General features: G+C 49.6%; 11 protein-coding genes and 2 pseudogenes. 4 read left to right on the top strand and 9 right to left on the bottom strand.

Annotation, left to right across the window (positions count from 1 at the left end; translation table 11 throughout):
• Positions 1 to 11: 11 nt before the first annotated feature.
• The 9 genes and pseudogenes from D9T21_RS22955 to D9T21_RS09205 all read right to left on the bottom strand — a co-directional run bounded on the left by D9T21_RS22955 (position 12) and on the right by D9T21_RS09205 (position 9,800).
• Positions 12 to 383, bottom strand: coding sequence for a hypothetical protein (locus tag D9T21_RS22955; RefSeq protein ID WP_241155674.1), 372 nt, complete (start codon positions 381 to 383; stop codon positions 12 to 14).
• Positions 364 to 1,263: a uroporphyrinogen-III C-methyltransferase gene (gene cobA, locus D9T21_RS09230; protein ID WP_206427254.1), complete on the bottom strand. Its 900-nt coding sequence runs from the start codon at positions 1,261 to 1,263 to the stop codon at positions 364 to 366. Before cobA ends, D9T21_RS22955 begins: the two co-directional genes overlap by 20 nt.
• Positions 1,247 to 1,702, bottom strand: coding sequence for a (2Fe-2S)-binding protein (locus D9T21_RS23255; RefSeq protein ID WP_377908022.1), 456 nt, complete (start codon positions 1,700 to 1,702; stop codon positions 1,247 to 1,249). The genes cobA and D9T21_RS23255 overlap by 17 nt, the downstream gene beginning before the upstream one ends.
• 174 nt (positions 1,703 to 1,876) lie before the next feature.
• A pseudogene (locus D9T21_RS23250) lies at positions 1,877 to 2,191 on the bottom strand (molybdopterin dinucleotide binding domain-containing protein); the annotation flags it as partial.
• Between the two features lie 330 nt (positions 2,192 to 2,521).
• Positions 2,522 to 3,988: pseudogene (locus D9T21_RS23245) on the bottom strand (molybdopterin-dependent oxidoreductase); the annotation flags it as partial.
• A 23-nt stretch (positions 3,989 to 4,011) separates the two neighbouring features.
• Complete coding sequence (gene nirD, locus D9T21_RS09220; RefSeq protein WP_123324695.1) at positions 4,012 to 4,365, bottom strand: nitrite reductase small subunit NirD; 354 nt, start codon at positions 4,363 to 4,365, stop codon at positions 4,012 to 4,014.
• Between the two features lie 10 nt (positions 4,366 to 4,375).
• Positions 4,376 to 6,922, bottom strand: a complete 2,547-nt coding sequence (nirB, locus tag D9T21_RS09215; protein ID WP_123324710.1) for a nitrite reductase large subunit NirB — start codon at positions 6,920 to 6,922, stop codon at positions 4,376 to 4,378.
• 289 nt (positions 6,923 to 7,211) lie between these two features.
• Positions 7,212 to 8,930, bottom strand: a complete 1,719-nt coding sequence (locus D9T21_RS09210; protein WP_123324694.1) for a bifunctional protein-serine/threonine kinase/phosphatase — start codon at positions 8,928 to 8,930, stop codon at positions 7,212 to 7,214.
• A 6-nt stretch (positions 8,931 to 8,936) separates the two neighbouring features.
• Positions 8,937 to 9,800 (bottom strand): formate/nitrite transporter family protein, encoded by an 864-nt coding sequence (locus tag D9T21_RS09205; RefSeq protein WP_123324693.1) that lies wholly within the window; start codon positions 9,798 to 9,800, stop codon positions 8,937 to 8,939.
• Between the two features lie 479 nt (positions 9,801 to 10,279).
• Here D9T21_RS09205 and D9T21_RS09200 point away from each other — a divergent pair, with 479 nt between their 5' ends.
• The 4 genes from D9T21_RS09200 to D9T21_RS09185 all read left to right on the top strand — a co-directional run bounded on the left by D9T21_RS09200 (position 10,280) and on the right by D9T21_RS09185 (position 13,847).
• A complete protein-coding gene (locus tag D9T21_RS09200) occupies positions 10,280 to 11,563 on the top strand; it encodes a nitrate- and nitrite sensing domain-containing protein (protein WP_123324692.1) in 1,284 nt (427 codons plus the stop codon).
• Between the two features lie 62 nt (positions 11,564 to 11,625).
• The gene (locus D9T21_RS09195; protein WP_123324691.1) at positions 11,626 to 12,063 is read left to right on the top strand and encodes an energy transducer TonB; all 438 of its coding nucleotides are present in this window, start codon (positions 11,626 to 11,628) and stop codon (positions 12,061 to 12,063) included.
• Between the two features lie 124 nt (positions 12,064 to 12,187).
• Entirely contained in the window at positions 12,188 to 12,730 is a 543-nt protein-coding gene (locus tag D9T21_RS09190) for a hypothetical protein (RefSeq protein ID WP_123324690.1), read from the top strand.
• A gap of 70 nt (positions 12,731 to 12,800) precedes the next feature.
• Positions 12,801 to 13,847: an IS110 family RNA-guided transposase gene (locus D9T21_RS09185; RefSeq protein ID WP_123324454.1), complete on the top strand. Its 1,047-nt coding sequence runs from the start codon at positions 12,801 to 12,803 to the stop codon at positions 13,845 to 13,847.
• Positions 13,848 to 14,313: the final 466 nt, after the last annotated feature.

Below are 14,313 nucleotides of genomic sequence, written 5' to 3'. Positions count from 1 at the left end.
GCATAAAAGCGTTATGAACCGGGCTCACTGGCACCATGCAGGCACACCCGGTAGCCAACGCTTGCAAGTAACGCCACGCTCAATAAATACCAGGGTAATTGCCGGCGTTTACCGGCATAACAACCAATATCCACACTGGCTTGCATTGCGCTTAATTCGGCGGGTAACTTGTTGCGACAGGCGGCAATAAAGCCGCATAGCTCTTCTACCGATTCTTCCTGCATGCGCAGCAGCATTAAAAAAGCGCCGGCTTGTTCCGGCGCTATAGATTGGTTGAGTAATTGAGAAAAAGCATCGAAAGCTTCAGCTTGCGTAAGATGCCGGGCGCCCCGCTGGCCTTTGCCGAGGGCTTTGATGTATTCGCTAAATGGCGCGTTGCTCATAGGTATGATGTAATAAATCGGCGGTGATGGGCTGACGGGCAGAAACCACATGACCAATCACGGTAAGTGCCGGTCCTTCGATTGCCGCGTCGAGCACGCGTTGATAAATATCGCTGACGGTGCCAACGATAACCTGCTGTTGATTACAACACGCGTTTTCAATCACTGCAACGGGTAAGTTAGCGTCAACACCGGCTTCTGTAAGACGCTGAGATAACAACGCTAAACGCTTTAACCCCATATACACCACCGTGGTTTCGCGCTCACTGCTTGCCGCAATGGCCTGCCAGTCGGCTTCTTTCGCCGGGTTTTGAAACTGCGCGGTCATAAAACGAACCGACTGAGCAAAGCGGCGGTCGGTTAACGGAATTCCGGTATAGGCCGATGCGCCCGATGCTGCGGTAATACCTGGCACAATGGCAAACGGAATACCCGCCTGATAGAGCGCGTCGGTTTCTTCGCAGGTACGGGCAAATATAGCCGGATCGCCGCCTTTTAAGCGCACTACCCGTTTGCCCTGTAAGCCTAATTCGACCAGCCGTTCACAGATTTTATCCTGTGGCACACTGTGTTTACCGCAGCGCTTACCTACAAATTCACGAGCTACGTGGCGCGGAATGCAATCGAGCACCGACTGATCCACCAGCCAGTCAAATAACACCACGTCGGCTTCCTGTAATAAGCGGTATGCCTTCAGCGTGAGCAGTTCAGCATCACCCGGTCCGGCGCCCACGATAAAGACTTCACCAACACCGCCACGCGTACTCTGTTTCTGATCGGCACCGGATAGTTCACTACCGTTATTGCCACGTAAAAACGTACCTAAACGCGAGACTCTCAGCATGAAAGGCATTACAAGTGTATTAAAGCGCATATTCATTGGTCGTTTCCTCTTTAGGATGTGGCTTCGACACGGCCGAAGTCGATTCGATTAAACTGGCTAGCTCTGTTTTACAAGAACCGCAGTTGGTGCCGCATTTAAGCGCTTTACCCAGCCCTGCCACGGTATTATTGCCTTCAGCAATGGCTTGTTTAATGGTGTTTTCTCTAACCCCGAAACAGCTACACACCACTTTGCCCAGTAAAAAGGCATCATCGGGTTGCTGTTCCAGCAGGCCATTAATTTGCTCAGGTGACAGTTCATCACCGTTATAAAGACTATCCAGCCAGTCACGGGGAATATCGGTGGGTTTATCCTCTAACAATATCGCCAGAACCAGCTTATTTTTACGAGTAACCACTATGCTTAACTGATGTGATCCTTGCAGCGTTGCCCACTGGGCATCCTTTGGCAGGTGTTTTATTACCTCAGCCACCATGCTTTGCGGGTCACGCTGATCGGCTATTTCGATGCAGGCAGCCACCGACGTTGGCGTATTCAGATAGTAATAAGTTGCTGACTGCAAAGCATTAACCAATGCTTCTTCGCCATACACCAGGCCATAGCTTTGCATAGCCACCGGGCTTAGCTTTATCGCCCCGTGTTTTAATTCCGGCTGTCCGGACAGCGCATCGTTCGCGCCATTTAACAACGCGCCAACCCGGGCATGAGAGCCCCAGGTAGCAGACCAGTGAAACGGCGCGAACACCTCTTTACGACGCTGTTTATCATCAATTTTTACCGGCAGAATGACTTCTAAATCGCCAGTACAGGCAGCTTCCGCTTTGATCAGATCACCGTCTTTAACGTCAAGGGCTTGTGCGTCCACAGGATGCACACTTAACCAGGGCCGGTCGATATGTTTAAGTAAGCGCGGCGCATTACCAGTGCGAGTCATAGTGTGCCACTGATCGCGAATCCGACCGGTGTTTAATACAAACGGGTATTCGGCGCTGGTTTGCTGCTCAGGTAAACGTGGCGTGATGGCCACAAAATTAGCTTTGCCGTTCGGCGTGTAAAAAGACCCGTCAGCAAACAGCCGGTCTGTCCCAATACGGTGGGTGTTACTCAGGGGCCATTGCTGCGGGCGCAGACTATCGTATTGTGCGATGTTTAAGTCGGCCAACGGTCCTAAATCCAGCGCACGGCTGCCGTTGTTGTTGGCTGCAGTAAGTGCACAATGCTCTGCAAAAATCTCGGCAGGATGCTGATAGGCAAAAGCCTCTTCAAAGCCCATTGCCCGGCCTACCATCGACAGAATTTCCCAGTCATGCCTGGCTTCACCCATGGGTGAAACCAACCCTCGCTGCCTGGATATTCGACGCTCTGAATTCGTTACGGTGCCGTTTTTCTCCGACCAGCCGGTGGCTGGCAGTGCAATATGTGCATAGTTAAGAGTATCGGTTTGTGCTGCGGTGTCTGATACGATGACCAGTTCACAGTTTTTTAGCGCGGCTTCCACTAACGCCCGATTTGGCATACTTGCTACCGGGTTGGTTGCCATGATCCAGAGGCATTTGATCTTGCCATCGGCTGCCGCCTGAAACATATCCACCGCCCGTAAACCGGGCTTAGTGATTAGGTTCGGCGCCTGCCAGAACTCTTTGACCGTTGCATGGTGCTGAGGATTATCGATATCCATATGCGCGGCCAGCATATTGGATAAACCGCCAACCTCACGACCTCCCATGGCATTGGGCTGACCGGTAATCGAAAACGGTCCACTGCCCTCTTTGCCGATTTTGCCGGAGGCTAAGTGACAATTGATAATGGCATTGCCTTTATCCACACCACTGGTTGACTGATTAATGCCCATGGAGAAAAACGTAATAGCCCGGGGCAGGCTCGCAAACCAATTAAACAACTGCTCTATTAGGTTAACCGGTACATCACAGGTTTCAGCAACCTTTGCTACCGTCCACGGAGATGCTTCAGCCAACGCCTCGGCAAATCCATTGGTTGAATTCTGGATAAACGTATCGTCAAGGGAATTGTGATGGGCAAGATAATTCAGCAAGCCACAAAACAATACGGCATCGGTGCCTGGCTTAAGCGCCACATGCAAATCAGCCAGTGAACAGCTGTCGGTTTCTCTGGGATCCACTACCACTACTTTCATGTCCGGGTTACGCAGTTTAGCCCGTTCGATGCGCTGGAATAATACCGGGTGCGTCCAGGCCGCGTTGCTGCCGGTCAGGATCAGTAAATCGGTGTGCTCTAGGTCTTCGTAATTACACGGCACAATGTCTTCGCCAAAGGCCCGTTTGTGGGCCACTACCGCAGAAGACATGCACAGTCGTGAGTTAGTATCGATATTCGCAGTACCAATAAACCCTTTCATCAGTTTATTGGCAACGTAGTAATCTTCGGTAAGCAACTGACCTGAGCCATAAATCGCTACGGCATCCGGGCCATGTTGCTCAACAATACTTTTCATTCTGGCCGCAATGATCGACGTTGCTTCATCCCAGCTGGCCTGTTGACCAAACACCACGGGCTTGAGTAAACGCTTATTGCCGTCCAGGGTTTCCAGCAAATGGGTGCCCTTGATACACAAGCGCCCGTAGTTGGCCGGATGTTCGGCGGAACCTTTCAGCTCGCTGAGACTGCCTGTCATGCCGCCGCTTTGCACCACATCCACACCACATCCCACACCGCAGTATGGACAGGTGGTTTGAACCAGTTTATCGGCTACTTGGTGTGTAGTGGTTGTTTGCGGCAGCATGGCATTCATCTCATCACCCGTTATTAAAGTTCGATTAACACGCGCTCGTGTTCTACACGCACCGGATAGGTGTTAACGCTGATATCATCGCGTTCCAGGCACGTTCCCGTAGCCAGATCGTAGTGCTCTTTATAAAGCGGTGACGCCACGACAATTTTATCGGTCAGCGTGCCTACTATACCGCGAGACATCACATTGGCCTCACCAATGGGATCCCAGTTGCTGATAGCATAAAGATTCTCTTCGCCGTCGAGTTGGACACTGAAAATCGCTACCTGCACATCGCCTATCAGCGCACACACACCACTGTTAGTGACCAGGTCATCCACATGACACACATCATGCCATTGAGCAATAATATTAGCCTGAGCCTGCATGATAATTCTCCTAAACGAGTTCTACGGGAATGGCTTTACCAGCCGAAAACTTTTCGGCCTTGGTGGCCGGACGAATCTGCTCGCGCTCGGTAACGAACTGGATATTTGAATCCGACTCATCACTGTTAACGAACTGACGAAAACGTTTTAATGCTTCAGGCGATTCAACGGTGGTTTTCCACTCGCACTGATAGGTATCGGCGATATGCTGCATCTGAGCTTCAAGCTCGTCACAAATGCCCAGCGAATCGTCAATCACCACGGATTTCAGATACTCCAGGCCGCCCTCGAGGTTTTCCATCCACACCGATGTGCGTTGTAAACGGTCTGCCGTTTTTGTGTAGAACATCAGCACACGGTCGATGTATTTGACCAGCGTGGCATCGTCCAGATCGGTGGCGAATAGATCGGCGTGGCGCGGTTTCATACCGCCGTTTCCGCATACGTAGAGGTTCCAGCCGTTTTCGGTGGCGATAACGCCAATGTCCTTACCCTGCGCTTCAGCGCATTCACGGGTACAACCAGACACAGCAAATTTAATTTTGTGCGGTGCGCGCAGGCCTTTGTAGCGATTTTCTAAATCAATTGCCTGGCCAACTGAATCCTGCACACCATAACGGCACCAGGTACTGCCTACACAGGACTTAACGGTACGCAATGCTTTGGCATAGGCATGCCCGGTTTCAAAGCCGCCTGCGACGAGTTCTTCCCAGATTGCGGGTAACTGATCAACACGGGCACCGAACAGGTCAATACGCTGACCACCGGTAATTTTGGTATACAGGTTATAGCGCTTGGCCACATCACCTAATAAAATGAGTTTATCCGGCGTGATCTCACCACCGGCTACACGCGGCACAATGGAATAAGTACCGTCTTTTTGCATGTTGCCCAGATAGGTATCATTGGTATCCTGCAGCGGCTGGTGTTGTTTAGCCAGAATGTAATCATTCCACACCGACGCAAAGATAGACCCTGCCGCAGGTTTACAGATATCGCAGCCGAGGCCTTTACCGTGTTTTTCCAGTAGCTCATCAAAGCTCTGGATCTTGCCAACCTGAATCAGGTGATAAAGCTCCTGACGGGAGTAGTCAAAGTGCTCACAAATGGCCTTGGACACTTCTACGCCGCGTTTTTCCAGTTCGCTGTCTACTACGTTTTTCAGTAACGCCGCACAACCACCACAGCCTGTAGCTGCTTTGGTAGTGGATTTTACATCGCCTACCGAGCAGCAACCGCCGTCGATGGCACCCACGATGTCGCCTTTAGAAACGTTGTGGCACGAACAAATGGTTGCCGTATCACCCAGTGCATCGGCACCCAGCAATGGCTTTTCGCCTGACGACGGCAGGATCAACGATTCAGGACTGTCTGGCAAGGCAATACTGTTTAAGGCATACTGCAACAGGGTATCGTAATCGCTGGTATCACCAATCAGTACGGCGCCCAGCACCAGTGATTTATTGGCATCGACCACCAACTTTTTGTACACACCTTCCGGCTGGTTGTGGTAGGTGTAAGACAACGCGCCAGGGGTACGGCCATGGGCATCACCAATGGAGCCTACTTCTACGCCCATTAGTTTCAGTTTGGTGCTCATGTCAAAGCCGGCAAATTCGCCTTCATTTCCGATGATATCGGCGACGGCAGCGCGAGCCATGGCATAACCAGGTGCAACCAGGCCATAAATTTTCTTATCCCAGAGGGCACACTCGCCTATGGCATAAACATTCTTATCAGAGGTTTTACACTGATTATCGATGACGATACCGCCACGTTCGCCGATAACTAAGCCAAATTCACGAGCCAATTGATCGCTGGGGCGGATCCCGGCAGAAAACAGCACCAGGTCGGTTTCCAGGTGCGTGCCGTCTGAAAATTTCATACGGTAGCGACAGGTTTCACCGGCTTCAATACATTCGGTGGCTTTTTGCGTATGAACCTGCACACCGAGTGCTTCAATTTTGTCTTTCAGCAACTCACCACCCATGGGATCGAGTTGTACCGCCATCAACTGCGGGGCAAATTCCACCACGTGGGTATCAAGCCCGGCCTGTTTGAGCGCATTTGCCGCTTCCAGGCCTAACAGACCACCACCCACAACAACACCCACTTTGCTTTGCGCGGCAGACGCGCTGATGGCTTCCAAATCTTCAATGGTACGGTACACCAGGCAGTGTTCCTGATCGTTACCAGGAATTGGCGGCACGAACGGATAAGAACCGGTTGCCAGTACCAGGGTATCGTACTCATAAGTTTCGCCTGATTTGGTGGTAACAACCTGCTTCTCACGATCGATGTCGGTCACCCAGGCGTTGGTGACAGCATTAACGCCCCAGTCCTGATAAGTTTGCTCATCGGTAAGTGCCAGGTCAGCAGCGGTTTTACCAGAAAAATAAGAAGAGAGATAAACTCGGTCATAAGCCAGTCGGCTTTCGCCACTTAATACCGTGATATGGCAGTTGTGCTCACTGTTAATCAGTTGCTCAACAAAGTGGTGACCCACCATACCATTACCAATAATAACGATGCGTTGTTGCCGTGATGAAATGTTCATTTCGTCTACCTTTTTTAAAGGCAAAAAAAAACCCACAACCATTCCTGGTTGTGGGCTTCGTTGCCTGTTTAAGCATTTGCTAATCTGTTTGTGTAGGCTCTTGTACTACGCTATTGCTTAGCAGCGTAAATGCCACAAGAGTCTCGATGTGTTTACTAATACAAGTTAAGTGCCAACATTTATAATTAAAGACTTTCAATCACTTAGCTTTTGTAATGCTCATCTGCCTCATAGTGACACGCACCAAAACGAAGCAAAATCCTATTATTGGTGCATCGCACTGGCTACTTTAGGGTGCGTCGAACAGCAGCACCAGCAATACAATTACCGTAATAGCCAGAATGCCGGAGATCCCCTGCCATACCCGAACCGGGTGACGCTCCATTAAAGGTAGCGTGCGTCCGTACGCCGGATTAGGATGATGCAGGTCATAAATAAATTCCGACAAGCTTTCGTAGCGTTTGCCAGCCTGAGGGTGACAGGCACGCTTTATGGTGGCATCCAGCCACGCCGGCACCGACATATTGCGCTGATTTAAGCTGATGTAGCGCAGTTTGAGTAACCCTGGATAACTGGTCTTTTTGGCCACGCCCGCATCATAGGGATACTCCCCCGACAACAGGTAATACAATAATACCGCTAAAGAGAACTGCTCGGCGCGCTCATCAGGCCACAGGCCAACGAAATACTCCGGCGCTGCAAACAGCAAATCGCCGGGAATAAACAACTGCTCGCTGGCCATTAAAAAATTGTGACCGGAAAAGCTGGCAGCACCATAGTCAATCAGCATAAGGGTATTGTTATCGCCAACCAGCACATTCTCCGGACGAATATCCTGATGCAATATCCCCTGCCGGTGCAGCGCGGTTAAAGCGCCGGATAATTGTGTAGCCCAGTCTCTGAGTAACATCAGATCAGGGGCGCCATTATCATCACGCCACTGCCGCATACTTATGCCCGGACAGAATGTCAGTACAACGTAAAAACAGCTGCGGGAAAACGTCTCACCAACGCCAGCAAGTAATTGTGGATGACTCACCCGCTTAGCCACCCACTCCTCTTTAATCATTTCATCCAGAAAGCCGCTGTTATCCTGCATCGACACGACAGGCACTTTAAGCACCACTTGCTTATTTGAGTGGTTATGACGAGCAAGGTATACGCTACTGCGCTCGGTATTGCTGAGCTGCTTTTCCACACGCCAGTCGTCAATAACGCTGCCATTGGTAAGCGGGCTCTGAATAAAAGGCAGGTAACCTGATGACTCATAGCTCACCGGCACCGGATGATTAATGGCAGTAACGTTAACCGCGGCAATGGTCAGATTATCATTACAACCGAAATCCAGCGCCATATTGGCGACCTGCTCACAGCCGTTATTTAAGTCAGTGTCAGCTTGTTGAAAAACAGCTAACCAGTCTTCGACGCTAAGCGTTTCGGCGATGCCGTCGGTCATCACCACGAAGGTATCACCGGGCGCAATATCCCTGACAGTTATATCGACGTTTAATTCGGGTTTAATGCCCAGTGCATTACTAAGGTAATGATGGCCGCCCTCACCTTGCTGACGATGATCCTCGGTACACAATTGGGCCTGGTGCTGACGCACATGATAAATACGGCTATCACCGCAGTGCAGCAAGATGGCTTTGTCACCATGCAAAAGCACGGCACTAAATGTGCACACGTAGCCCTTATCCGGATTCTCCCGATAAGGGCTAAGCTGTGACTTGATATACAAGCGGGTGTTAATGGTTCGCAGGACCAGCTCAGCGGCACGGGCTGGTGACCATACGTCGGCAGTCATCAGGTAATCGCGAACAAACTCATTGATAGCCAGTTCGCTGGCGTACTGACTTACCTGACTACTGCTGATCCCGTCTGCAACGGCGGCAATCACGCCACGACGCTGCAAACGCGAAAAATCAGGCACTGTCACTGCGTGACAGTCCTGATTAATGTTTTTTATTCCTTTGCCGGAGAATGCTCCCCAGCGTACTTCAGGCATAAAAGCTTATACTTTATCGTTCACTTTCGCCGCTGGTACTGCTTTGTTAGTACCACCAGTCGCCAGTACACGCTTAGGTGCAGTTTTAACGTGCGTTGAATAAAGCGTCAGACCAGTGAACGCTAAACCACCAACCAGGTTACCCAAGGCGGTTGGGATCTCGTTCCAGATGAAATAATCCATCACAGAAAAGTCACCACCCATAATCAGGCCAAACGGGAACAGGAACATGTTAACCACTGAGTGTTCAAAACCCATGAAGAAGAACAGCATGATAGGCATCCACATCGCCAGTACCTTACCGCTCACGTGGGTAGAAATCATCGCACCGACTACACCCAGAGATACCATCCAGTTACACAGCATGCCGCGGATAAAAATAGTAAACCAGCCAGCTGCACCATATTCAGCATAACCCAGGGTACGCGCCTCACCGATACCCGACACCTTGGTAGCAATAGCACCGCCATCGGTGTTGTAACCCATGGTAAAGATAAAAGACATCATAAAGGCTACGGTTAACGCACCGGCAAAGTTACCCAGGAACACCAGCCCCCAGTTACGTAAAATTTGCGGCCAGGTAACCCCGGGCCGTTTAGCCAGCCAGGCCAGCGGCGCCAGTACAAATACACCGGTTAACAGGTCAAAGCCCATCAGATAAAGCATACAGAAACCAACCGGGAACAGGATAGCCCCAATCAGAAACACACCGGTTTTAACGGCGATTGTAATCGCAAATACTGCAGCAAGCGCCAGAATAGCACCAGCCATAAAAGCACGAATTAACGTGTCGCGGGTCGACATGTAAATCTTCGATTCACCCGCATCAACCATTTTGGTTGCAAACTCAGAAGGTAGTAAATACGCCATATTAATCACCTAAATATATTGAACAAAAACACACCCACAAACACTTCATTACAATCGTCAGGCACAAAAAAAGGCGTCCGCACTCACTCCTGAGAAGTAAGTTGCGGACGCCTTTATCCGAATTCTTTTCCAATTGTAAAACCATTACGGTTTGCTGTTTTTAACGAATACAATTTCGATGCCAATTTAAATAAAAATAAATTATACATACTTATCAATAACTTAAAAACAATCCGCAATTTTTATAAACGCTTATCCAAAAGTACGGCGCGCCACGATAGCGCAATTTCACCAATAAAGTGCATCATTACCGGTGCAACTTCCTTTGCTACGGTAATTATTGCGCGCATTTTTGGCAAATCCCGCTATTACTGCCTATTTAAAGCACAAACTGCCTTCTTTATGACCAAAGTATTACATGGGAATAAGAATTGCTTGCCTGTGAAGTTTAAAAGCCAGTCCACGTTACGGAGCACCTGATGAGCAAACAAAGTGACATTACCAAGCGATTTTTATTGTCAGCAAAGCATCAGGAAATTCAGGCATTACAGCATTTATCGTCTAACTGCCGCACGGTAAAAGCCGTGAAGGACATGATTCATCAGCTCCAGCGCGAACGTGGTTTAAGCAATGTGTTTTTAGGTTCAAAGGGCGACCGGTTTGGTGGGCAGCGCCAGCAGCAGATAACAGCCAGTGAAGCCTGCGAGCAGGATTTACGCAGCCTGCTTAAGTCGCTTTACCTTGGCCAACACGACAACGGCCAGTCCATGCGTTTACTAAGCAGTATCACCTTTGCCCTGCAGGGTATGGATCACTTACCCGATTTGCGCAATAAAATTGCTGCTCAGCAACTTACACCGCTAGAATCCACCAACGCCTACTGCCGATTAATTACCGGTTTACTCGACGTTGTTTTTGAAGCGGCCGATGTCGCCAGCGATCCAACCATGACACGTCTGCTGGTAGCCTTGTTTAACTTTATGCAGGGTAAAGAATACGCCGGGCAGGAACGGGCATGGGGCGCGATTGGCTTTGCTGAAAGTCACTTCGATAGTGATCTGGGAGACAGAGTAAGCGCCCTCAGTGATGCTCAGCAGCACTGTTTTGAAACCTTCGAAAATTTTGCCGATGAAGAAGAAATGCAAATGTGGCAGTTACAGCAATCCAGCGACACTGCCACCCAGATCACCCGCTTACGCGGAATGATCCAGTCGCTGGCTTCCGGCGGGGAATGCTCGGCAGAACTCAGTGAAATCTGGTACGACATCGCTACCCAGCGTATCGATGCCATGCAGTCCATTGAAGAGCATCTGACCGACCGTCTGACCGACCAGGCGACCCTGCGCATTCAGCAGGCCGAAGAAGAGTTACGTAATCATGAGATGCTGATCGCATCTCTGAACAATTCACCACCGCTTACTGATACGCCTATTACCATGCTGTACGACAATACGGTAAAGGGCCTTAAGGGCGCCGGAAGAGAGGCGAATAAACTGCCCGAGGGCTCTGCCCTGTCGGCGCATAAATCATTTTACGATCTTATCCGTGGTCAGGCTCAGCGTATCGAGGATATGGCCGATGAGCTCAGTGCCGCCAGACAGGCACTTAATGAGCAAAAAGTGATCGACCGGGCCAAGTTGCTGTTAATGCAGCAAGGCGGGTTGTCAGAGCAGCAGGCTTACCGCAAACTGCAGAGCTCTGCCATGGAGCAAAATATGCGCCTTTCGGATCTGGCCCAGCGTGTAGTGAGCCGCGTTGGCTGATGACGCACTGCTAAAATTTTGCTATAAATCGCTGCCATCTCATTTAGCTAAAGGATATAGCCATGAAGAAGTCCCTTTTCATTGGTCTGATGACCCTGCTTGCCGGCTGTGCAAGTAATCAACTGACCACAGATTCCCAGTCGGTAGAACAACCAGCAGATGAGTCTGAGTTCGCATCACTCTGGACCCTGACAAAACGGGTAAATCCACAATATCCGATCAGCGCAGCAAGAGACGGTTTATCAGGTTGTGTGAATTTGGCTTTTGTGGTTAATAGCGAAGGCAGAGCTGCAGAGCAAAAAGTGACCGACTCATTCCCCAGAGGCGTGTTTGATAAAAAGGCCATCGAGGCTTTAAAGCGATGGCGCTGGAAACCCACAGCGGCTAACCCGGATAACCAGCCGGCCCGCTCTACCGTGCAGTTGGACTTTATGGTCCAGTACAGCAAAAATATCAGCGATGCGGAACAACACTGTAATATAAAGATACCTTCGTTTTAATAAAGATGGTGCGGCGATTAATGGATTCGTCACTTCTGGTTATTCCACTCCCCCTGCTCCGGAATAACCCTGACAAGACGCAACGTTGTTGCGTTAAACTCCCCGGCTTTTAAGGAGACCTCAGATGCGATTATGGACCTATCGACGTCCCTTCAACTATGACAACGACAACTACGAAATCCGCTATTCGTTTTCGTTTACCACCTATACATCACAGCTGTATAGAAACGGACACCTGATTGATGAATTAACCGGTAACTTTATCGACGAGCTAAAAGTACTTACCCATATTGTCCACTCTGATGACGCAGGCAATACGCTAAAAGTGTCTGTGGGTTATATCAACTGGTGGACAGTGGGCATTGAGGTTTACCATAACGATGAGCGCATCTACGCCAGTCACCCTGACAAAGACATTTACTTTGCCGATAAAAAGCTAAAAAAACTTGCTGGCACAAACGCACAAGATACCGAAACGCTCAAACAGGAACGCCAGAAACAAAGTGCTCAGTGGCGAAAAAACAAACACTCCATTTTCGCCGATATCGGCTTAGGGGCGGCATTTTTTATTGTGTCCAAAACAACCGGCGACTTAACCGTGGCGGCATTTACCAGCATCGCTTTAGGCTTGGCTCTGGTAGTGGTACAGCGCTTTGATACTTATTGAGCCTTCTCCCCAGCTTAGCCAATTTCTTGGCTAAGCTGGAAGGCGACCAAACCCAAACGGAGAAGACTCAATGCAATTTTATACTAACTTACATCCTTTTTACTGCGGAATCGATCTTCATGCGCGAATGCTCTACGTTTGCATCCTCGATGAGCGTGGCGACATTCTGGTTCACAAGAAGATTAAAGACTCGCCTGAACAGCTTTTAACACTGCTTTCTCCCTATCTGGGGAATATCATAGTCGGTGCCGAATGTATGCATTGCTGGTATTGGCTCAGTGATTTTTGCGAACAGCACAACATCGACTTTATTCTTGGCCACGCCTTGTACATGAAAGCTATTCATGGCGGCAAAACCAAAAATGATAAAATTGACGCGTATAAAATTGCCAAGCTTATGCGGGGCGGCAATTTCCCTCTGGCTTATGTTTATCCGAAGGAAAAACGGGCTATCCGGGACTTATTACGAAGACGAACCCATGCCATGCGCCACAGTGCTGAATTAAAAGCCTTTGTTAAGAATGCGCTTGCCCAGTACAACCTGCCTCTTCCCGAAAAATCAGATTTAAGTTACACCACGGGCCGGGATGCTATGCGCGGCTATTTTCCTGACCCACTGGTACAACGCAGTGTGGATATGAATCTGCGTCTGATTGAAATTTATGACCATGAAGTTAGCAGTATCGAATGTTATGTAGAGAAGATAACTAAAAATGACAACGGCCGTGACTATCATCTGCTACGTTCATTGCCGGGTGTCGGACGGGTTTTGGCTCTGACAATTCTTTACGAGATTGGCAATATCCAACGCTTTGAGAGTGTTCAGAAGTTCGCCTCCTATTCACGGCTGGTCAAATGCAAAGCGGAATCAGCAGGCAAAACATACGGTACTCAGGGCAATAAAATCGGTAATGCACATCTTAAGTGGGCATTCTCGGAAGCAGCGGTGTTGTTCTTGAAAGGCAACCCACGTGCACAAGCATATCTCGCTAAGTTACAAAAGCGCATGAGTAAAGCAAAAGCACTCTCGGCCCTGGCCCATAAACTCGGGCGATGCATGTATTATATGTTGAAGAATAAAACGGTGTTCGACAGTGAACGCTTTTTAGCAGGGTAAGTCGCGCAGGCAGATGAGCTGAAAATCTAACTGGTCGAATGGCGAGTATCATGTTTATCACTTATTTAGGCATGTGAACCTGCAATGTGATGAACTATACCGGTGTCCACAGCCACCACGCTTTGATTAGACATCTGCCTGTTGCGCAACAATACCCTGTGCTAAATCGCTTGCACCTGCACTGAGCCTTCCACTAACTGGCGAGAATAATCAGCCATTACGTTTTGAATAGTGCCAGCATCAGGTTAACCGATGAATGTCTAGTGCCCCTGCGCCCGCCACGGATTGCCCGGCAGCAGGCAGCGATGAGATCGCACTAAGAGAGCCTCTATATGTGTTTGCCGCAGGCGAAGCCTGACGATGACCATGACAGATGAAGTTAAGAGGTTTAGCACAGGGACTTGAACTGGCTGCTGACGCAGCCAGAGAATTGTTATTACCTATTGACGGGAGTTGGGCTCATATG

Origin of the sequence: Marisediminitalea oceani (assembly GCF_003731635.1) — a bacterium.
Lineage (GTDB): Bacteria > Pseudomonadota > Gammaproteobacteria > Enterobacterales > Alteromonadaceae > Alteromonas > Alteromonas oceani.
This window is presented reverse-complemented; position numbering and strand designations above follow the sequence as displayed.

What these genes read in the sequence shown, in the direction of transcription:
- D9T21_RS23255 (WP_377908022.1), bottom strand. Translation starts at nt 1,702, where the DNA reads ATGGTGGCTGAGGTAATAAAACACCTGCCAAAGGATGCCCAGTGGGCA.
- D9T21_RS09185 (WP_123324454.1), top strand. Translation starts at nt 12,801, where the DNA reads ATGCAATTTTATACTAACTTACATCCTTTTTACTGCGGAATCGATCTT.
- D9T21_RS09195 (WP_123324691.1), top strand. Translation starts at nt 11,626, where the DNA reads ATGAAGAAGTCCCTTTTCATTGGTCTGATGACCCTGCTTGCCGGCTGT.
- D9T21_RS09190 (WP_123324690.1), top strand. Translation starts at nt 12,188, where the DNA reads ATGCGATTATGGACCTATCGACGTCCCTTCAACTATGACAACGACAAC.
- D9T21_RS09200 (WP_123324692.1), top strand. Translation starts at nt 10,280, where the DNA reads ATGAGCAAACAAAGTGACATTACCAAGCGATTTTTATTGTCAGCAAAG.
- D9T21_RS09205 (WP_123324693.1), bottom strand. Translation starts at nt 9,800, where the DNA reads ATGGCGTATTTACTACCTTCTGAGTTTGCAACCAAAATGGTTGATGCG.
- nirB (WP_123324710.1), bottom strand. Translation starts at nt 6,922, where the DNA reads ATGAACATTTCATCACGGCAACAACGCATCGTTATTATTGGTAATGGT.
- cobA (WP_206427254.1), bottom strand. Translation starts at nt 1,263, where the DNA reads ATGAATATGCGCTTTAATACACTTGTAATGCCTTTCATGCTGAGAGTC.
- D9T21_RS22955 (WP_241155674.1), bottom strand. Translation starts at nt 383, where the DNA reads ATGAGCAACGCGCCATTTAGCGAATACATCAAAGCCCTCGGCAAAGGC.
- D9T21_RS09210 (WP_123324694.1), bottom strand. Translation starts at nt 8,930, where the DNA reads ATGCCTGAAGTACGCTGGGGAGCATTCTCCGGCAAAGGAATAAAAAAC.
- nirD (WP_123324695.1), bottom strand. Translation starts at nt 4,365, where the DNA reads ATGCAGGCTCAGGCTAATATTATTGCTCAATGGCATGATGTGTGTCAT.